The organism is Pedobacter sp. SYSU D00535, from assembly GCF_017355855.1.
Classification (GTDB): Bacteria; Bacteroidota; Bacteroidia; order Sphingobacteriales; family Sphingobacteriaceae; genus Desertivirga.
This window is the reverse complement of sequence record NZ_JAFEWD010000004.1, coordinates 178,238-196,670: the sequence shown is the minus strand read 5'-3', so window position 1 is coordinate 196,670 and position 18,433 is coordinate 178,238. Positions and strand designations below refer to the sequence as shown.

The window sequence follows — 18,433 nt, the reverse complement described above, 5'->3', positions numbered from 1 at the left end:
AACAGGGTAAAATTCATGGCATCAACTAAATACAGCGAGTCATTAGAAGAAGTTCATTCTTCGGTCAGCACCTCCGGGAAAAAAGGTTGGCGGAAGCTTCTTGCTTTTATTGGCCCGGCTTATCTGATTAGCGTCGGCTACATGGACCCTGGCAACTGGGCAACTGACATTGCGGGAGGCAGTCAATTTGGTTATCGGTTGATTTGGGTGCTGCTCATGTCAAATTTGATTGCCTTGCTTCTGCAATCGTTAAGCACTCGACTGGGTATCGTGAAAGGTTTGGACCTGGCCCAAGCTTCACGAAACGCCTTTCCCCGCTGGGCCAACTTTCCGCTATACATCCTGGCTCAAATTGCCATTATCGCCTGCGATCTTGCTGAGATCATTGGAATGGCCATCGGTTTAAATTTGCTTTTTGATCTACCACTTATTTGGGGTATCTCCATTACTATTTTAGATACATTCCTGCTGTTATTCCTGCTCAATAAGGGAATGAGAATGATGGAAAGCTTCATTGTATCGATGGTCTTTATAGTCGGTTTATCTTTTCTGGCAGAAATGTTCATCATTAAACCGGAACTGTCCGAAGTGGTAAGAGGCTTCGAACCTTCATTTCTATCCGGAAATGCTCTTTATATTGCCATCGGTATAATTGGAGCCACTGTAATGCCGCATAATCTCTACCTGCACTCGTCACTCGTACAAACGCGTAAAATAGACAGGAGCAGCAAGGGGATTAAGGAAGCTCTTAAGTATAATTTTATCGACACTGCAGTGGCATTAAACCTCGCCTTCTTTGTGAACGCATCCATTTTGATATTAGCGGCTACAGCCTTCTATAAAAATGGCTATTTCGAGGTGGCGGAAATCCAGGATGCTCACAAATTGCTGGAAGGAATTTTTGGATCGCTTGCTCCTGCCCTTTTTGCTATTGCATTGATAGCATCCGGCCAAAGTTCTACCATAACGGGAACACTTGCCGGCCAGATAGTGATGGAAGGACATCTTAACCTGAGGATCGCTCCCTGGATGAGAAGACTGATCACGAGACTCCTGGCAATCACTCCGGCTTTTTTTACTATACTTTATTTCGGAGAGGACGCCCTGGGAGAGTTATTAGTTTTGAGCCAGGTGGTACTGAGTTTACAACTCGGTTTTGCCGTTATTCCACTCATTCACTTTACCAGTGATAAGAAACTGATGGGTGAATTTGCGATCAAACCCTGGGTCAAAATCGTGGCCTGGATCAGCGCTTTTATCATCGTGGGACTGAATGTAAAGCTTGTATTTGAAGAAGTTTATGGGTGGATGAGTACATCAAACAGCTGGTGGCTGTATGCCCTGGTTCTTCCCGTTATCGTAGCTGTGGGCCTACTGCTTGTCTATGTAATCGTTGTACCCTTAATTCAGCAGTCGCAGCGCTCTACCTCTCACATTCCTCATGGAAGTGCTATCGAAATTGCTGCGATAGCAAATATTGCTTATAAAAGGATCGGCATCCCTGTTGATTTCTCTAAGAAAGACAAAGAGACAATTCATCATGCGCTTGTTCAGGGCGGCAAAGACGCTGAATATTTCTTCATCCACATTGTCGAAACGGCTGGCGCCCGCTATCACAAAGAAGGTGTAATGGATTTTGAGACGCAGAGCGATGTTCAGAACGTTGAGAAATACAAAGAAAATATCGAAAAGCTCGGATACAAAGGCACTGTGCTCATTGGTTTCGGAAAAGCGGCTTCGGAGATTGCAGCACTAAGCAAAAAAAACCAGCTTGATCTCTTAGTCATGGGAGCTCACGGCCATTCCGGGTTAAAGGATTTGGTTTTTGGAGCAACGCTTGATGAGGTTCGCCACCGGGTTAAGATCCCGGTACTAATCGTTTAGAAGATGATATAGCTTTAAGCACTTTCAGTAAATACGCTGGCTCTATAAAGCCTTTCTCTTGAAAAAGAACTTCTGACCCGGCATCGAGCACACAAATAGAAGGAAAGCTTAGTCCCCCATCTATTTCTCCTATCAACTCAGCAAGGGAGTGGAAACCCGTATTTAATCCGTGCGGAATATATTTATAGGTCCTGCTTCCAAACTTCACCTCCCGTTTTTCCTCCGCATTAAAAAAGATCATTTGAAAGTTCTCATTCAGTGCCTTTACCAGGTCTGGATCTTTGAAGGTGGTTTTCTTCATGAGCTGGCAGTATTTGCACCAATCAGTATAGATGAAGACGACCAAAGGTTTTTCCCTATTCTTCAGGCAATTGTTAATACCAACGATATCCTTCAACTGCAGTTGAGCGGACGCTTGGTTACAAACACCAAGGCTCAACATTAGTAATCCTATTAGCCACCGGAGGTTCATTTCTTAATGGTCAAGCGCATCCCGAAAAATCCCCGTAGTCCCTGATTGGGCGCGTAGACATAAGTAGTGTCGAATTCCTCCCCGAAAGGATCGTCACTACCTGCAATTAAAAAAGGAGCACTCCGATTGGGAGTCCAGTTGAGCAAGTTCTTTAAACCACCATAAATCTCGAATCCTCGGTGGCTCGCAAACGTGAGCTGAATATTTTGCAAACTCCAGATAGGAGAAGTGGTTCTCCGAGGATCATTCTCCAAGACAGGCAAGCGCATAGGACCGTAAATGTTACCGGTGTAATCAACAGAAAAGCCGGTTTTTTTTATAGGAACAGTGACGGCCCAGGTTCCCATCCAGGGCTCTGTCAACATTTGTCGCTGCCGTATTCTATCTCCAAAAGTACTTTCAACTGTAAATACATCCATTAATGTAAATCCTGAAAGGATCTTTACTCCCCCACTCGACGAAAATTCAAGGTTCGCGCTCAGTCCGTTGGAAACTGCAAATCCATCCAGGTTGTCGTAAATAATCTTGTCCGGATGGCTTTCGTAGTCGGCGATAATGCGGTTATTGAAGTAGGTATACCAACCAGAAAAGTCGAAGGTGATCGCGTCATTATTTTTAGTGTAGATCTTTTTAATGTAGTTCAAGTTGACGTTATAGCTTTTCTCAGGCCGCAAGTCCTCCAGTATCTCCACTGTTCGGGCACCAGTAAGTGCCGCGTGGTCCTCAGTAAACAAATTCACTACTCTAAAGCCAGTACCGGCGTTGAGGCGAATCAGGTTCTCATCATTCAGCTTCCATTTCCAGGCAAAACGAGGAGTAAGAATATCGCCGTGGCGAGAGTTATGATCGTAACGCAGTCCAGCAAGCACACTATGCTCAGCGCTCAGTGAAATTTCATCCTGCACAAATACCCCGGGCAGCCACACCTTGTCGGGTTGATAAAGTTCGCCGCCGGTTGCAGGCGTGTTGTCGTCGTATAGGGTGTAACGCACCGCGGCGCCGACTAACAAGTCGTGGTTATGGATCTTCTTATCGAGCGTAAGCTGAGAAAATGCAACGTGCTGTTTGGCTTGATAACTAGTGAGCCCGTAAACCGAGTTCTGATCATGATGGTTATACGAGAAAGAGAACAGGAGTTTCTCCTTCACCGGGAGCTGGTAGTTTCCAAGCAGCTCCCACCTCTTGGTATAAATACTTTCACCATAGACTGTGCTCCCGCCTCGGAAGGCTGGTTTCCAATTCATCTCGCCGCCCCAGCGATCTTCGTAAAAGTAGCGTCCCGCGAGGGAGAAGAGCCGGTTATTATCCCGATTGAACGACCATTTCTGAAAGGCTGAGATCCGATGCTGCAGGGTAACATCAGTAAAATTATCTCTATTTCTATCTTCGGGGTTTTGGTAGTTGAAGTAATTCAATCCACTCAAGACGTTAGCCTTGCCTGCTTTAAACTTGAAGCCTAGATCGGTATTAATCTCGTTCCAAGTAGTCGAAAAGACATCTGCAGAAAAAACTGGTGCAGTAGAGGGCTTTTTAGTTATGATGTTAATCAGGCCGCCTACCGCTTCTGAACCATACAAGGAAGATGCCGGGCCCTTCACCACCTCCATCCGTTCGACAAGGGAATTGGGAATACCTGATAAGCCATAAACAGTCGACAAACTACTGACAATAGGCATTCCATCTATTAGGACCATAGTGTACGGCCCTTCTAATCCGTTGATATGAATATCGCCGGTATTACAAATATTACAATTGATTTGGGGGCGAACACCGTTCACATTTTGCAAGGCCTCAAAGATGGAGGGAGTGGGATTTTTACGAAAAAAAGCGGGACTGTAAACCTCCACTGGAACTGCGCTTTCAAGGCGGTTTACTTCCTTTAAGGTTCCGGAAACCACTACTTCATTTAAATTTTTTGCATCTGATTTTAGCTCAAACTCCAACTTGATACTATCTCCCTCACTTATCAAGAGGGTTTTCGAGGCAGGTAAAAACCCGAGGGCTGATACACGAAAGGTGTGCTTTCCTGTAGTGATCCCCCTAATTTGAAAGCGGCCGGCGGAATCTGTAGAACTCGCATATTGCTGATTCTCAATTTTAATTGTAGCAAAAGGCACAGGAGATTCCACCGATTTTACAGATCCGTGAACTGTTGCAGTCTGGGCAGTTCCGTGGAAAGCGTACAGAATTAGAAAAAGCAAAAATTGAAACGAACGCATATCGAATTATTCTACCAAAACTAACAAAACATCCTGAATTAGGTTTATCTAACATTTATAAATCTCTTTTTTTGCGTAATTTTATCGCCATGCTGTCTTTCACAGAGGAAAATTATCTTAAGGCATTACTTCACATCACCATTGAAGTGGAGCACAAGAACGCGGCGGGAACGAATGAACTGGCTGGTTATTTAGGAGTTAAACCCGCAACAGCGACGGACATGCTAAGGAAGTTGAAAGAAAAGCAATTGATTTCCTACGAAAAGTATGGCAAAATTTCCCTTTCAGACACGGGAAGAAAAAAAGCGATAGAAATTCTGAGGAAACACCGGCTATGGGAAACGTTCCTGTATGAAAAGCTGGAATTTACCTGGGACGAGGTTCACGAAGTGGCAGAGCAGTTGGAACATATCCAATCGCAGAAACTGGTAGACAAGCTTGATAAATTTCTGGGGTTTCCGGAATACGACCCTCACGGAGATGCCATACCGACGGCGAGCGGAGAACTAAAGCCTTCCTACAAAAAAACGCTGTCTGAAGCTGCTGAAGGCACTACTTGTCGGATGGTAGCTGTAAAAGATAATACGGTAGCATTCTTAAAGTACGTAAGTCAGCTGGAACTCGGTATTAATACCCACATTGATGTTCTTTCCAGGCAACCCTACGATGGTTCGATGGAAATTGCAATCAATGGGAAGAACATCACTATCTCACAAAAATTTGCCGAGAATATTCTGATTGTTTAAAACATTAGGAGACCGGTGGCATTTAGAAAACACAATGGCAAACGATTTAAACATAAGAAATAAGAAGGCCTACTTCGAATACCATATACTGGAGAAGTTTGTAGCAGGAATCCAGCTACTCGGAACGGAAATAAAATCTATCCGACAAGGAAAAGCGAACTTGAACGATGCTTTTTGTGCTTTTTTGGGCGAGCAGTTGTACGTCAGGAACATGCACATTGCGGAGTATTCGCACGGCTCCTTCTACAACCACGAACAAAAGCGAGACAGAGTGCTTCTGTTGCATAAAAAAGAATTAAAGAAACTTCGCGACAAGAGTGAAGAGAAAGGCTTTACTATTGTGCCGCTCGCGCTTTTTGTTAATGAACGCGGCTTTGCCAAGTTGGAGATTGCATTGGCACAGGGAAAGAAAACCTTCGACAAGCGCGAGACCATTAAAGAACGGGAAAGCAAGATTGAGCTGGACCGGGTAATGAAGCGATAGAAATCTACCAAGCCTGATCGCCAACGAGAGGCACAAAGCGAAAGGTATCGAGCTCTATGCGCTCATAATCCGTTTCACTGACTCTTAAAATGGTCATCATCTTTTGAGTTTTTTCATCTCCTACCGGGATAACGCACGTACCTCCTATTTTCAATTGTTTAAGTAAGGTTTCAGGAACGAAAGGGGCGCCTGCGGTTACAAGGATTTTATCGTAAGGTGCGTGTTCGGGAATCCCCCTTGATCCATCTCCAAGGAAAAAATTTGGCTGATAACCCATCTTACCCAGAAACAATTTGGCTCGTTCAAAGAGCTTATCCTGGCGTTCAATCGTGTACACGGTAGCCCCCAATTCCAGGAGAATACAGGTCTGGTAACCCGAACCTGTCCCTATTTCCAACACCTTATCACCCTTGTGAATATGTAGCAGTTGAGTTTGATAAGCCACGGTATAGGGTTGCGAAATTGTCTGCCCCTCTCCTATCGGGAAGGCAATGTCTTTATAGGCCTGCGTCCAAAAAGTTTCGTCAAAAAAGAAGTGTCGCGGCACCCGCTCGATTGCATCAAGAACCTGTTTATCCTCAATTTTCTTCACGTCCCGCAGCTCTGCCACCAGCTTTTTGCGAGCACCTTTTTCACGATAATTATCAACAAACTTGTAGGCCATTTCAAAACAAAAATACGCTTCCTTTAGTACTTTAAACACAATAAATCGTCCCCTGCCCGTATGGCATTAGGAATGAGCATAAAAAAATTGCAGGAGAAAAATAAGTTTACGTTCTTTATGGCGTAAACAACGATAGATGAAACGCGGTCTAAGTTTATTTCTATTTCTTCTACTTTCCATACTTGCGCAAGCTCAGATTGTCCGTATTGACACGGTGTACCGACCCTCAAAAGCTAAACGATTAACCATAAGTACACAACCGCTTTATTCGTATACCATCGGTCTTAAAGCTTTCAGTTTAGAGGAATTCCCAAAGATCCTGAACCAAACTAACCCCGAAGAATTTAGAAAAAGGTATTTCAACGGTTTGATTTTGAAGTACAACGACAACCAGGTAAGCTATCGAATCTCAGGAAACTATAGCTTTTTCGATACGAGCTTTGATAACGAGTGTGCAGGGTGCCAGGAAGCAACAGGAAAAGTTGAAGATAATAACTTACGGGTAGGATTTGAACGCAATTTCGTTTACGGTCTAGTCCAGCCATATTTTGGAACTGACATAGGGTATAGGAGAAATACGTTTAAAGGACAGGTAACATCTAAAGATCCCGCTAATTTCGAGTCATACGAGGTACGTAGCCTAAAAAACGGATTTGCTTTTGCTCCGCTCCTTGGGATAAAGTTCAACGTAATTAATCATTTTACTCTGGCTGCAGAAACAAGCTTCAGCTTTCTTTACAGTTACGAAAAGCAGAACAGAACCACCTCTGGTGCTGACCGCTCACCTTCTTTCAACGACTACAGGAAATGGGAGTTTCTGTTTCGTCCGGTAAATATGCTGTCCCTACAGTATAATTTCGGATTGAACTACTAGGACTAGGACTAGTAAGGATCGACGTCTATCTGAACAAAAGCTCCTTTATTAAGCTTTGATGCTTCAAACTTCTGCAAGAGCTCCCTTAGTCCTTCTTTCACTTTAGCCACGGAGATGCCGTTACGCTCCAACTTCAAATAAATAGTGCGGATATAATAATTTCTGATCCTGCCTACTAAAGGTTCCTCCGGACCCAGGATTCGAGATCCAAAGCTTTGTCTAAGATCACCAGCGAAGCGCAGCGCTATTTCGCTAAGCTGCAAGGGATCTTTATGTTTAATATCTAGCTTAATAAAGCGATAAACGGGCGGATATTGAAAATTTTTACGCTCCAGCAACTCGGTAGCATACAAACTTGAATAATCGTTTCTGATGACCTGATCCAATACTTTATGCTGGGTATTGTGGGCTTGAATAATAACTTTTCCAGGCCTGTCCCTTCTCCCGGCCCTTCCTGCTACTTGAGACAGAAGCTGGAAACTTCGCTCGAAGGCACGAAAATCGGGATAGTTTAGTAAGCTGTCGGCACTGATAATGCCGATCACAGTCACCTTGCCAAAATCGAGTCCCTTAGCTACCATTTGCGTCCCTACTAAAATATCAATCTTCTGATCTTCAAAATCAGCCAATAGTTGCTGAAAGCTATTTTTACTACGAGTCGTATCCAGGTCCATCCTTGCAACACGGGCATCGGGAAAGATATACTGCAGATCGTCTTCAATCTTCTCAGTACCAAAGCCTTTTTGCTCAATATGAACGGAACCACAGGCGGGACAAACGCTCAGCGTCTCCTGTTTGTAGCCGCAATAGTGGCAATGTAGCTTTCCGGTGCTCTTGTGAAAGGTTAAGCTTACATCGCAATTGATACATTTTGGCAGATAGCCACAAGTACGGCAAATCAAGACAGGTGTGTATCCCCGCCGGTTTTGGAATAGGATAATCTGCTCCTTCCGATCCAGGGCCATTTGCATTTCGGCTACCAGCACACTGGTAAAATGCCCTTGTATTGTCTTTTTGCTTGTTTCTTCCCCAATATTCACGACGTTGATTTCCGGTAACTGAGAGCTGCCGTACCGCTCTTTAAGTTCTGCAAAGCCGTACTTTCCCGTGTTAGCGTTCAGATAGCTTTCTAATGAGGGAGTTGCAGAACCAAGCAGAACTTTTGCCTGATGCAGGTGAGCAAGATAAACAGAAGTATCGCGGGCATGATAACGTGGAGCAGGGTCAAACTGCTTGTACGAGGTTTCATGTTCCTCATCAACCACAATCAAACCTAAACCTGAAAAGGGAAGAAAAACAGCCGACCGCGCACCCAACACGATATCGTATTCCTGCTTCAATACTTTGTTCCAGACTTCGGCCCTTTCGTTATCGCTGAATTTAGAATGGTAAATTCCTATTCTATTTCCAAAATACAATCGCAGTCTTTCGATAAGCTGAGTGGTTAATGCAATCTCGGGCAGCAAATAAAGGACTTGGCGCCCTTTCGCTAAGGCTTCTTCTATCAACCGAATATACAATTGGGTTTTCCCTGAAGAGGTAAATCCGTGCAACAGCGCTACATCTTTCTCCTCGAACTGCCTCCGAAGGCTATCCAGCGCCTCCTCCTGAGCAGCACTAAGGGTGAAATTTTGCAGTTCCAGAATCTCCGATTCGCCAAGCCGGCTTACTACCCGTTCCTCCTGCAGAAATATCTCCTTGTCCAGCAAAGCCTTTATTGCAGACGGGCCGCAGCCGCACTCCTCCTGAATCTCCGACCGGGTTAGCTCCCCGTTTTGCTTGCTTAACTTCAAGAATGCAAGGAAAGCGTCGAGCTGTTTTGGAGCACGCTCTAACGCCTCAAATAGTTCCTTTCGGGCTTCAGCTGCTTCATAAAGAGGATTAATACGGAGGAACGACTTCTTCCGTGGCTTATAACGCTCCACCACCTCCTCCGAAATATGAATTACCCCTTTTTCAAACAGGGATTTCAAAAGCGGAAACACTGTTTTTTGACCCAGCAGCTTCGCTATATCACTCACCTTCAGTTCTGGCTGAATTTCAAGTGCATCAACTATCAAAAACTCTTTGTCGCTTAGCTCAGCCTTATCAACAAGCACATCCTTTAGTAATAGCACCTTCGTTTCACTGGCCAACTTTAGAGCTGAAGGAAGAGCTGCCTGCATCACATCTCCTACATTGCACATGTAATAATCCGCGATCCAATGCCATAGCTGCAATTGCTTTTCGTTAACAATTGGCTCGTTATCGAGGACATCTAAAATATATTTAGCCTCGTAAAGCTCAGGAGGCGTTGTGCTGATCGCGTTGATTATGGCAGTGTAAATCCGGCTTTTGCCAAATTGAACGACCACTCGTTTCCCAATACCTACTCGCTCGGCCATTTCATTTGGCACCCGGTAGGTATAAGTTTTAGAGATCGCCAGTGGCAGAATTACCTCTACGAAATAAGTCACCCGCCCGCCTTTGCCATAGTTTAATTCAAGCATTATTTACTTCTGATAGCCTCTACAAATAAACTGATCCAGCCTATGATGAAGAACATCCCTCCCAGTGGCGTTATCGGACCAAGAAAAGAAGCCTGCAGACCGGTAATTTCGCGGGTTGAAAGAAGATATAAGGAACCTGAGAAAAATAGGATCCCGATGAGGAAACACCAGAAAGTAAGTCCAGGTGCCTTACTTGCGCGTCCGGGAAAAATTGACAAGAACAGTAAGCCAAGAACATGATAGAAATGATAGTCGACGGCAGTCTTCCAATTTTCTAAAGCAGAGGACGAAATCTGACCTTTCAGTCCATGAGCTCCAAACGCTCCCAGAATTACAGCCAGGGCTGCGAAAAAACAGGCAGTAGCAAGAATTTTCTTGTTCATAAATGTCCGCAAAGATGCTAAAATAACAATCGTGCTTAAGATTTCTTTGGCATTAAAAGGTTAATTTTGTAGTATCTGATGAGAAAAGCAATAATCTTAACTTTAGTATTATTTGGGGTGGTGGTTGCGATGGCAGTGATGTACTTTTCAGAAATATCAGCAAAAGCGAATAATCTGGAGAAAGTACTAAAACAAGTTCCCGCCGACGCCGCCCTGGTACTAAATTTTAGTAACGACGAGTCTTTCTACGATATTTTTAAAGATTACGAGCTTTTCGATGCTATTATAGGAGAAAGCAGAGCTGGGGAAATTCAGCAACTCCAGGAATTGATTCTCCGACAACCGGATCTCAGGGAACTTAGTGGCGACAATCAGATCTTTGTGTCTTTCCACCCTAACGAAGCCGACTCAGTCGATCTGCTTTTTTCAATGAACCTGAAAGGAGAGCAATCTCCGGCAGAGATCCAGGAGTTGCTAAAAGAACTTAAAGGAGTAAGGTTAGCGAAGGAGGATGCAGGCTTTTTTTCGCTGCAACTGGGCACAGTTGATAAAAAGTTCTACTTTTTTGTCAACAAGGGCGTTGCGTTAGGCAGCTACTCAAAGGAGCTGTTGCAGGAAAGTTTAAATCAGGAAGGAAAAAAACTGGAAGCCGACTTTATTGGGGAGATTAACAAGACAGTTAGCAGAAATCAAAACTCGCCAGTAAATCTGTTCGTCAACCACGCAACGCTTTCTGATTTCGCTTCGAGTTTCACCCGAGGAAAACCTGTAGGAAATTCTTCTCTGCTACTTAAACTTAAAGGAATATCTTCTTTAAACATGAATTTTAAGAGTGATGCCCTCATGTTTAGCGGGATAAGCACAGTAGACACCAGCTCCCTGAATTATATGAATCTCTATCTAAATCAGCAGCCGGTGAAAAATGACATCAAGAACCTTGTTCCTGACGACGCCTCCAACTTCATCGCCTTCGGTTTTTCAGACCAAAATCGGTTCCAGAATAGCTTAAGGTCGTATCTAAATAAAAAGAAAGACCTCAGCAAATTGCAGTCGCAATTGACGAGCATAAAGTCAAAGGATGGTGTCGATCTTGAGAAAGATTTGAAACCCCTCCTTGGAAACGAGTTTATCGTTGTTGAACGTGCCGATAGGGAGAAATTTGCAATCATTAAACTCAAAAACGGAAGATCCGTGAACTTTACACTGCAACTGATCAGCACTTCATTGGGTTCCTCCATGAGTCAGTTGAATCACTCCAATATATTTTATTACTATTTCGGCGACCCTCTTAAAGCGTTTTCTCGTCCTTTTTTTGCCGTAAGGGACAATTATCTCATTTTATCGGCCAGTCCCGGCGTAGTGCAGAGTTATCTTAGCGATTACGAAAAGCAACGTTTCCTGATCAAAACACCGGAGTTCGCCCAGTACAATCAGCTGGTAGCTAACAAGAGCAATATCCTCTACTTCATCAATACAAAAAATTCGAAAAAAGCTTTCGCGGCAAATTTAAAGCCCGCCTACTCAAAACTTTTTTCCGACAAGAATTACAAACTTCAGAACTTCTACGGTCTGTCCTACCAATGGAGCGCAGACGGTGATCACTTCTTCTCGAACCTCTATCTGAACTACAAGCCGAACGAAACAGCGAAAAAGGACGCCGACTGGTCGGTCAATCTGAACGGCCGGCTTGTTATTAGTCCGCAACTAGTACAGGGCGATTCGGGGAACTTAATTCTCGTACAAGACAACTCGAATACTTTGCAGGCAATATCGCCGGAAGGCAAAAAACAGTGGTCCATTTCACTCAAGGACAAGGTTTTAGGCAGTCTCCAACAACTCAATGATCGATCGATCATATTTAACACAAGTAATCGGCTTTATCGCCTTCTCCCTAATGGCCAACCCTTTGAAGGTTTCCCTGTAAATTTGCCTTTTAATGCCTCTTTTGGCGGCACACTTACCACCTCTGATCCGAGCAGCGCCTCTTTATTTATTCCTGCTGGAAACGTAGTTATGGCCTACAATACGCGGGGAGAACCGATAGAAGGATGGAATAAGTCGGTTGACTCGAGGATCTTGTTTGACTTGAAAACGGTGGAGATAGGAAACGTGAAGTATCTTATCGCCGGCACTACGACCGGAAGAATCTACTTCTACAATCAAAACGGGACCTTGATCTCAAAAACAACAGCTTCATCCTCTGGAGGACTAAAAAACCCAATCTTCATAAAAACCGGTACAACTTCCGCCGATACTAGAGTTATCACTACCGATGCGACCGGAGCGCTTCTGAGCATTTCCCCGAATGGGCAAATGGAAAAAGTGTCCCTTGGCACATATACCAGCAATCACTATTTCGAAAGCCGAAATGTAGCTGGGGATGAGCAGCCGGAGTTAATACTTGTAGACAAAAATCACTTGAATGTTATGACGGCGGAGGGGAATCCAATTTTCAATTACGAGTTCCCCGCGGAAGTCAAATCAAGACCCCAGTTTTTCAACACTAACCAATATTTCTACCAGATTGGAATTTCATTAAGCCAAGAGAATAAACTATTTTTATTCAATGATGATGGGAGTTTGGTAAAAGGCTTCCCTGCCGAAGGGACCGGCTTATTTTCTGTCGGTACAATTAAAGGCAACGGGATCAAATATCTCCTAAGCACAAAGAAAGACAACAAGCTATACGCCTTTAAATTGTGAGAATAAAAGTTAAGATTGGGATCTGTTGCCTGATGCTTTTTGCTGCCGGTACCCTTAAAGCCCAGCAATTGGGCTTGTACAATACAGGTACCTTGTATGATGCATTCGAGAACCCCTCCCACCGAACTTTTGTAACAGACAGCAGCCGCCGTATTGCCTTCAACTTTTTCATCCCTAATGGAGGGCTTTCCATCTCTGCAAAGGGACCGGCAAAGACAACCATCGAAAAAATGCTTCAGGAAAGAGAGATTGATGCGCGAAGTGTCGATATTAACAGTCCTGAAAAAAACAGGATTTTCACCAGCGAGAACACCTACCTACTGATGCTGAGAAAACATTTAGCCACGCAATACAACAAAGAACTCGGCCTCTCCTGGCAAGTAAAAGCAGAAGGTAGTACAAACATTAGCAATGGCACTTTCGCCATTTTTCACAACTACCGACTTTTCGATCCGACTAAAGAAAATGAAAACATCTTTAACAACAGCGGGCAGGCTATAGCGTACCACCAATTTAGCCTTAGCTATCGCGAGAATTACAACAGGAAATTAGCATTTGGAGCAAAGCTGAGCTACCTCAGCGGGATTGCGTACAGTAAATTATCTATAGACAAATCAGAAATTAGTGTTGACACGGTTGCGAAAAGCTTCAATGCCTCTGTCAGAGGCTTTTATAAATCCAATTTCATCTTCACTGATGCTCGCGCGATTCCCTACAAGCCTGGCTTCCGCAATCCAGGTCTGGCAATAACATTAAGTGCCAATTACCGAACAAGAAGTGGCTGGTATTTTATGGGAAATCTCAAGGATCTGGGCGCTATTCGCTGGACGAAAAACTCGTATTTCTATAATTTCAACACCAACGTTAGTATAACCAACGCTTCGTCAGCAGGCGCTACAAAGAGATTCCAGGAAGAAATCAAGAGGAAAGTTTTCGACGATCCGGACACCTCTGCAATCAACACATTTATTAATGGGAAAGCAGAAATCCTTGTCAACAGAAGCTTCAATAACTACCACCCCAACCTCATCATATCCAAAAACATCTTCTTCCCCGGCGGCAATGCGACGCTGATAAACACGTATAAGTTGAACAATTTTGGCTTCAGCCTGCTAACTGGCTACAACTTCCAACAGGTTTTTATGCTGGGAGGACAGTTCTTATTCAGAAGCCCCAATTTTGATTTCTTCATGGGAAGCGATCAGCTTTTTAACACCTACAGGGCAGCAAGGGGGCTTTCGAATCCTGATCAAAGCATGGGAGGCGGGTCTTTAGGTGCTTCAGCATATCTGGGAATGTCTATGAAATTTGGGCGGATTCTAGAAAGAGATCAGAATGCTAACACCATTTATGGCGTCAAGAACGTAGAATTTCAGGGGCTGTTCAACCGGATTTTCACAAAGAAAACCGAGGAAGAGAAAAAGGATAAAAAACAGGCTAAAGAAAAGAAAAAGAAGGGACAAGAAACGGAGTAGTCCCGCTTACTGAGCTTTAGGCTTTCCTGCGATAAAATCCTTCAGATAATAGGGCTCGAAATAAGCAACGTCCTCAAACTGCGCCAACTTGAATTTCTCGTAAGCCATGGCCGTTGCATGAGCAGCTGAATTATTAAAATCATTCACAAATATCGAGTTAGGATGATCTCCCAACATTTCGCGACATTTTTCTGCCCCGTCACCAAAGAAAACCACTTTTCTGGTTGCGAGGATGTCCGCAAAAGATTCTCCATCTATGATCTTAGCCTCGACAGCTGCTATTTCCTCCAATGCTTTGTCAAATAACGCGGTATACACCTCCATTCTCCTTGCATCGATCATCGGACAAAGAAGAACGTCTTTATCTTCAAATTGCTTCACCAGTCCTGCTGCCATTACCTTTAAAGTACTCAAAGCCACAAGGGGAATGTCTAGTGCATAACACAATCCTTTTGCTGTCGAAACCCCGATGCGCAATCCAGTATAAGACCCTGGTCCCATACATACTGCCACCGCATCAAGATCTTTAGCGGTATAGCCTGCTGATTTCAATACTTCCTCAATAAAAACCGTTATATGACTAGCATGTATATTGCGTTCTGTCTGTTCCTTAACCGCCAGCAGCAAGCCATCTTGGGCCAACGCTACAGAACATGAAGTAGTGGAAGTTTCTATTTGTAAGATCAGTGCCATTGTGGGGCAAAGATGCAAATAAGGAGGAATGAAAGGAAATTATTTATGGAACAGGGTCATGACCATGTCCTCCCCAGGGGTGACAGCGACCGATTCGTTTGATAGTCAACCAGCCGCCCTTAAAGGGGCCATGTTTCTTAATAGCTTCGATTCCGTATTGAGAACAGGTTGGCGTATATCGGCAGGATGCACCGAGAATTGGAGAAAGCAAATATTGGTAAAGCCGGATTAAAATCAGGAAGACAGCACTGATCGCCCACATAATACCGTCAACTATCGCTTTGAGCATTTGCCTTTACCAATTGCTTGAGAGCCGCCATAAGCTTCTTCTCAATAAATTTGAAACTACCTATCTCTTTACCAACGTAATTGATAGAAAAAACAAGTTGAAGCTGATTATCCCGAAGAAAGGCATAAAGAGCCTCTTCCTTATTAAGTCTATAGGCCTCGCGTATTCTGCGTTTGATTAAATTGCGATCGACCGCCCGCTTGAACTTCCGCTTGGAAACCCCAATAACCACTTGGCTGTTTAAAGATTCAGGGAGAACCTCTGGCAGATAAACTATGCGGAAAGGGTATAAAAGAAAAGAAGAACCATTATGAAAAAGCCTTTCTAAAAGCTTTTTACTACATAATCGTTCTTCTTTTTTAAATGTATACATTATTGATTGAACTAAGCTTTACTGCAATTTACCTGCAGCCCACTATAATGTGGAACGCCTGCAATCAAATTATGCTTTATGACGACGCTCGTCAGATACAGTTAATCTTTTTCTGCCTTTGGCTCTTCTTGACGCTAATACCCTTCTACCGTTTGCAGTGGCCATACGCTCTCTGAAACCATGCTTATTTCTTCTTTTTCTCTGAGAAGGCTGGAATGTTCTTTTCATGACTTTATATCAAAATTGTAGCTTTTAAAAACAAGAGTGCAAATATAGGGGCATTTTTATTAATATCCAAAGCACCTTTTAATATTACTCAAATTATTTCAGTAATTGTAAGAGACATGTCTTTTTCGTCCCGGAGAAACCGCCTACAATAATTTTCCATAAATTTGCAGGCATGGAGCAGGTTTCACAGCTTACAGAGTTTGGAAAGGTGTTTATCTATTTAATAATAGGCATCATATTGGTGTCGGTAACCCTGTTTATTTCAAAACTTCTTGCCGTTAACAAGCCCACACCTCTTAAATTAAGCTCCTACGAATGTGGGGAAGAACCAACCGGAAACTCGTGGGTACAGTTTAACACCCGTTTTTACGTAATTGCTCTTGTCTTCCTGCTATTTGATGTAGAGATGGTGTTCATTTTTCCGTGGACAACTGTATTTGGGCAGAAAAGTCTGCTGGCAGCAACACCGTCCTGGGGATGGCTAACCCTTACTGAAATGTTCATTTTTGTGGGAATACTTTTACTCGGACTCGTTTATGTTTGGGTTCGGGGAGACCTGGACTGGATAAAACCGGAGCAAAAATTACCTACTGTAGATACAGCTATACCAAGATCACTATATGAACGTATAAACAATGAGGTATACGCAGTGAGACCTTCTCAGGCTACCGCTGCCGATGAAACAATTTCAGCGGCATCAGCAACGTCAACCACAGCGCCAAAACCTGCGTTTAAACCCACCTTCAGAAAGCAGCAAAATGAGTCTTGATAAAATGCAACAAGATGGTGGCGTAATTGTCACCAAATTAGATGATCTTTTAAATTGGGCCAGACTGTCGTCACTTTGGCCTGTTAGCTTTGGTATAGCCTGTTGCGCCATCGAAATGATGGGTTCTTATGCATCGAATTTCGATTTCGATCGACTTGGTGTGTTCCCCCGACCTTCTCCCCGACAAGCAGATGTGATTATCATTGCGGGCACAGTTACTTTCAAGATGGCAGAGCGAATCAAGACGCTTTATGAGCAGATGCCAGAGCCGAAATATGTAATTTCAATGGGATCCTGCTCCAATTGTGGAGGTCCTTATTGGCAGCACGGCTACCACGTAGTAAAAGGCGTAGACAGAATTATTCCCGTAGATGTCTACGTGCAAGGCTGCCCGCCGAGGCCCGAATCTTTAATCGGATCGATCCTCGAACTTCAGAAAAAGATCCAGGAAGAGAGCTTATTGACAAGCAAATAGGACGAGAGGGGCAAATCAAGGCCCCTCTCGTCTTATAAATTCCTTAGTTTTACGTAAACTTGTACCGATGAAAGCATTTTATGGCGATTTACGTTTAGGCATTCTAGGAGGCGGACAATTAGGGCGCATGCTGATCCAGGAAGCTATCAATTATAACGTAAGTGTACGCGTTCTTGACCCTGACCCTGACGCCCCTTGCAAAAATCTCTGCGACAAATTCACCGAAGGATCCCTCACCGATTACGAGACCGTTTATAACTTCGGGAAGCAAGTTGACCTCCTTACAATTGAAATTGAAAAGGTAAATGTGGACGCACTTCAAAAACTAGAGGAAGAAGGCGTCGTTGTATATCCTCAGCCAAGGGTAATCCGACTGATCCAGGATAAGGGCTTACAGAAGGAGTTCTTCAAGCAAAACAATATTCCTACAGCACCTTATCAGCTGATATCTTCGAAAGAAGCACTTAAAGACGCAGCATTACAATATCCCTATATCCAAAAGTTGAGGAAAGATGGCTACGATGGCCGAGGTGTATACAAGATCCAATCCGCTGCTGACCTTGAAGGCGCCTTTGAGGCTCCCAGCATTATTGAGGAATGGATAGATTTCGAAAAAGAAATCTCAGTAATTGTGGCAAGAAATGAGCATGGCGAAACAAAAGCGTTCCCATGTGTAGAAATGGAATTTAATCCCGACGCTAATCTGGTAGAGTTTCTTATTTCACCATCCAGTCTGTCTGCTGATTTGGAAAGGCAGGCGGAATTGCTCGCTCTTCAGGTAGCAGAGACGTTCAAAATCACAGGATTGCTAGCGGTGGAGATGTTTTTAACGAAAGACGGAAAGCTGCTGGTAAACGAAATTGCTCCTCGTCCACATAATTCAGGACACCAGACCATCGAAGGCAATTACACTTCTCAATTTGATCAGCACCTCAGGGCAATCTTTAATCTGCCTCTTGGTGACACTCGGACCATCGGGCATGCAGTGATGGTTAATCTTTTGGGCGAAAAGGGCTATGAGGGTTTAGCTGACTATCAGGGAATCAAAGATATTTTAAAACTTGAGGGGGTGTATGTACATCTCTATGGTAAAAAATTCACCAAGCCATTTAGAAAAATGGGGCACGTTACCATTGTGGACGAGGATCGTGAAAGTGCGATTTCAAAAGCGAGATATGTGCAGAAAAAATTGAAGGTAATCGTTTAGCCGATT

General features: G+C 43.8%; 18 protein-coding genes. 9 read left to right on the top strand and 9 right to left on the bottom strand.

The window, feature by feature from the left end:
- Positions 1 to 15 precede the first annotated feature (15 nt).
- Positions 16 to 1,884, top strand: a complete 1,869-nt coding sequence (locus J4N23_RS11420; RefSeq protein WP_207427381.1) for an Nramp family divalent metal transporter — start codon at positions 16 to 18, stop codon at positions 1,882 to 1,884.
- Here the strand turns inward: J4N23_RS11420 and J4N23_RS11415 are convergent.
- Positions 1,859 to 2,356: a thioredoxin family protein gene (locus J4N23_RS11415; RefSeq protein WP_207427377.1), complete on the bottom strand. Its 498-nt coding sequence runs from the start codon at positions 2,354 to 2,356 to the stop codon at positions 1,859 to 1,861. The two genes, J4N23_RS11420 and J4N23_RS11415, sit on opposite strands and share 26 nt — an antisense overlap.
- The gene (locus J4N23_RS21105) at positions 2,353 to 4,575 is read right to left on the bottom strand and encodes a TonB-dependent receptor (RefSeq protein ID WP_207427376.1); all 2,223 of its coding nucleotides are present in this window, start codon (positions 4,573 to 4,575) and stop codon (positions 2,353 to 2,355) included. Before J4N23_RS21105 ends, J4N23_RS11415 begins: the two co-directional genes overlap by 4 nt.
- Before the next feature lie 71 nt (positions 4,576 to 4,646).
- Between J4N23_RS21105 and J4N23_RS11405 the strand changes: the two genes are divergently transcribed.
- A complete protein-coding gene (locus J4N23_RS11405; RefSeq protein WP_242689196.1) occupies positions 4,647 to 5,321 on the top strand; it encodes a metal-dependent transcriptional regulator in 675 nt (224 codons plus the stop codon).
- A gap of 34 nt (positions 5,322 to 5,355) precedes the next feature.
- Entirely contained in the window at positions 5,356 to 5,805 is a 450-nt protein-coding gene (gene smpB / locus J4N23_RS11400) for an SsrA-binding protein SmpB (protein ID WP_207427375.1), read from the top strand.
- Positions 5,806 to 5,809: 4 nt separating this feature from the next.
- Here the strand turns inward: smpB and J4N23_RS11395 are convergent, their stop codons facing one another.
- The gene (locus J4N23_RS11395) at positions 5,810 to 6,469 is read right to left on the bottom strand and encodes a protein-L-isoaspartate(D-aspartate) O-methyltransferase (protein WP_207427374.1); all 660 of its coding nucleotides are present in this window, start codon (positions 6,467 to 6,469) and stop codon (positions 5,810 to 5,812) included.
- 136 nt (positions 6,470 to 6,605) lie between these two features.
- Between J4N23_RS11395 and J4N23_RS11390 the strand changes: the two genes are divergently transcribed.
- The gene (locus J4N23_RS11390; RefSeq protein WP_207427372.1) at positions 6,606 to 7,343 is read left to right on the top strand and encodes a hypothetical protein; all 738 of its coding nucleotides are present in this window, start codon (positions 6,606 to 6,608) and stop codon (positions 7,341 to 7,343) included.
- Between the two features lie 8 nt (positions 7,344 to 7,351).
- On the opposite strand, the gene priA is transcribed toward J4N23_RS11390, so the two are convergent.
- Positions 7,352 to 9,832, bottom strand: a complete 2,481-nt coding sequence (priA, locus tag J4N23_RS11385; RefSeq protein WP_207427371.1) for a primosomal protein N' — start codon at positions 9,830 to 9,832, stop codon at positions 7,352 to 7,354.
- Positions 9,832 to 10,215, bottom strand: a complete 384-nt coding sequence (locus J4N23_RS11380) for a DUF423 domain-containing protein (RefSeq protein WP_207427370.1) — start codon at positions 10,213 to 10,215, stop codon at positions 9,832 to 9,834. Before J4N23_RS11380 ends, priA begins: the two co-directional genes overlap by 1 nt.
- A gap of 78 nt (positions 10,216 to 10,293) precedes the next feature.
- On the opposite strand from J4N23_RS11380, the gene J4N23_RS11375 reads away from it, so the two are divergent.
- Complete coding sequence (locus J4N23_RS11375) at positions 10,294 to 12,918, top strand: hypothetical protein (RefSeq protein ID WP_207427369.1); 2,625 nt, start codon at positions 10,294 to 10,296, stop codon at positions 12,916 to 12,918.
- Positions 12,915 to 14,393, top strand: a complete 1,479-nt coding sequence (locus J4N23_RS11370; RefSeq protein ID WP_207427368.1) for a DUF5723 family protein — start codon at positions 12,915 to 12,917, stop codon at positions 14,391 to 14,393. The genes J4N23_RS11375 and J4N23_RS11370 overlap by 4 nt, the downstream gene beginning before the upstream one ends.
- 6 nt (positions 14,394 to 14,399) lie before the next feature.
- On the opposite strand, the gene tsaB is transcribed toward J4N23_RS11370, so the two are convergent.
- From tsaB to rpmH, 4 genes are all read right to left on the bottom strand, one after another.
- Positions 14,400 to 15,086 (bottom strand): tRNA (adenosine(37)-N6)-threonylcarbamoyltransferase complex dimerization subunit type 1 TsaB, encoded by a 687-nt coding sequence (tsaB, locus tag J4N23_RS11365; protein WP_207427367.1) that lies wholly within the window; start codon positions 15,084 to 15,086, stop codon positions 14,400 to 14,402.
- A 43-nt stretch (positions 15,087 to 15,129) separates the two neighbouring features.
- On the bottom strand, positions 15,130 to 15,375 hold the full coding sequence (yidD, locus tag J4N23_RS11360) for a membrane protein insertion efficiency factor YidD (RefSeq protein WP_207427364.1): 246 nt from the start codon (positions 15,373 to 15,375) through the stop codon (positions 15,130 to 15,132).
- Positions 15,356 to 15,748: a ribonuclease P protein component gene (locus J4N23_RS11355; protein ID WP_207427362.1), complete on the bottom strand. Its 393-nt coding sequence runs from the start codon at positions 15,746 to 15,748 to the stop codon at positions 15,356 to 15,358. Before J4N23_RS11355 ends, yidD begins: the two co-directional genes overlap by 20 nt.
- A gap of 69 nt (positions 15,749 to 15,817) precedes the next feature.
- Positions 15,818 to 15,976 (bottom strand): 50S ribosomal protein L34, encoded by a 159-nt coding sequence (rpmH, locus tag J4N23_RS11350; protein WP_013632808.1) that lies wholly within the window; start codon positions 15,974 to 15,976, stop codon positions 15,818 to 15,820.
- Positions 15,977 to 16,148: 172 nt separating this feature from the next.
- On the opposite strand from rpmH, the gene J4N23_RS11345 reads away from it, so the two are divergent.
- The 3 genes from J4N23_RS11345 (at position 16,149) to J4N23_RS11335 (ending at position 18,427) form a co-directional block, all read left to right on the top strand.
- Positions 16,149 to 16,745: an NADH-quinone oxidoreductase subunit A gene (locus J4N23_RS11345; protein ID WP_207427361.1), complete on the top strand. Its 597-nt coding sequence runs from the start codon at positions 16,149 to 16,151 to the stop codon at positions 16,743 to 16,745.
- A complete protein-coding gene (locus J4N23_RS11340) occupies positions 16,735 to 17,220 on the top strand; it encodes an NADH-quinone oxidoreductase subunit B (protein WP_207427360.1) in 486 nt (161 codons plus the stop codon). Before J4N23_RS11345 ends, J4N23_RS11340 begins: the two co-directional genes overlap by 11 nt.
- A gap of 67 nt (positions 17,221 to 17,287) precedes the next feature.
- Positions 17,288 to 18,427, top strand: a complete 1,140-nt coding sequence (locus J4N23_RS11335) for a 5-(carboxyamino)imidazole ribonucleotide synthase (protein WP_207427359.1) — start codon at positions 17,288 to 17,290, stop codon at positions 18,425 to 18,427.
- The last annotated feature ends 6 nt before the right edge of the window (positions 18,428 to 18,433 follow it).

Excerpts from the sequence above, each read along its gene's own strand:
- J4N23_RS11420 (WP_207427381.1), top strand. The coding sequence starts at position 16 with ATGGCATCAACTAAATACAGCGAGTCATTAGAAGAAGTTCATTCTTCG.
- J4N23_RS11415 (WP_207427377.1), bottom strand. The coding sequence starts at position 2,356 with ATGAACCTCCGGTGGCTAATAGGATTACTAATGTTGAGCCTTGGTGTT.
- J4N23_RS21105 (WP_207427376.1), bottom strand. The coding sequence starts at position 4,575 with ATGCGTTCGTTTCAATTTTTGCTTTTTCTAATTCTGTACGCTTTCCAC.
- smpB (WP_207427375.1), top strand. The coding sequence starts at position 5,356 with ATGGCAAACGATTTAAACATAAGAAATAAGAAGGCCTACTTCGAATAC.
- J4N23_RS11395 (WP_207427374.1), bottom strand. The coding sequence starts at position 6,469 with ATGGCCTACAAGTTTGTTGATAATTATCGTGAAAAAGGTGCTCGCAAA.
- J4N23_RS11390 (WP_207427372.1), top strand. The coding sequence starts at position 6,606 with ATGAAACGCGGTCTAAGTTTATTTCTATTTCTTCTACTTTCCATACTT.
- priA (WP_207427371.1), bottom strand. The coding sequence starts at position 9,832 with ATGCTTGAATTAAACTATGGCAAAGGCGGGCGGGTGACTTATTTCGTA.
- J4N23_RS11380 (WP_207427370.1), bottom strand. The coding sequence starts at position 10,215 with ATGAACAAGAAAATTCTTGCTACTGCCTGTTTTTTCGCAGCCCTGGCT.
- J4N23_RS11375 (WP_207427369.1), top strand. The coding sequence starts at position 10,294 with ATGAGAAAAGCAATAATCTTAACTTTAGTATTATTTGGGGTGGTGGTT.
- tsaB (WP_207427367.1), bottom strand. The coding sequence starts at position 15,086 with ATGGCACTGATCTTACAAATAGAAACTTCCACTACTTCATGTTCTGTA.
- yidD (WP_207427364.1), bottom strand. The coding sequence starts at position 15,375 with ATGCTCAAAGCGATAGTTGACGGTATTATGTGGGCGATCAGTGCTGTC.
- J4N23_RS11355 (WP_207427362.1), bottom strand. The coding sequence starts at position 15,748 with ATGTATACATTTAAAAAAGAAGAACGATTATGTAGTAAAAAGCTTTTA.
- rpmH (WP_013632808.1), bottom strand. The coding sequence starts at position 15,976 with ATGAAAAGAACATTCCAGCCTTCTCAGAGAAAAAGAAGAAATAAGCAT.
- J4N23_RS11345 (WP_207427361.1), top strand. The coding sequence starts at position 16,149 with ATGGAGCAGGTTTCACAGCTTACAGAGTTTGGAAAGGTGTTTATCTAT.
- J4N23_RS11340 (WP_207427360.1), top strand. The coding sequence starts at position 16,735 with ATGAGTCTTGATAAAATGCAACAAGATGGTGGCGTAATTGTCACCAAA.
- J4N23_RS11335 (WP_207427359.1), top strand. The coding sequence starts at position 17,288 with ATGAAAGCATTTTATGGCGATTTACGTTTAGGCATTCTAGGAGGCGGA.